This is a genomic window from Streptomyces sp. O3 (assembly GCF_054788135.1).
In genome coordinates this window covers 1-327 of record NZ_JBTVYK010000158.1, presented here as the reverse complement: position 1 = coordinate 327, position 327 = coordinate 1, and the positions used below count along the sequence as shown (strand labels likewise).

Sequence of the window (327 nt, the reverse complement as noted above, 5' to 3'; positions counted from 1 at the left end):
GTCCAGCCACATCCGCAGCCGCGGCCGCCCCTCCCCCTCGATCGTGTCGCCCTTCAAACCCCACTGGCCCTTGAACAGCGCCCCCTCATCCAGCCAGGACGCGTATTCCTTGAGCTGGATGCCCTTGACGACACGGGTGCCCCAGAACGGCGGGGCGGGGATGGGGTTGTCGACGGCCGTGTCGGAACGGGCCGGGCCTTCCGCCGGGTTCTCCTCCACCGCGACGCTGGCGGCAGCCTTGACCCGGCGCTGCTTGAGCTCGGGCAGGGTCGCTCCGGGCACGCCGCGCTTGACCGCGATCAGTGCGTCCATCAGGCGTAGGCCCTC

The 327-nt window shown here is 70.9% G+C and carries 1 protein-coding gene; it reads right to left on the bottom strand.

What is annotated here, in order from left to right; genetic code table 11:
- Nucleotides 1-327 (bottom strand): hypothetical protein (locus ACX6XY_RS30145; RefSeq protein WP_460337822.1); only part of this gene is annotated, 327 nt, incomplete at both ends.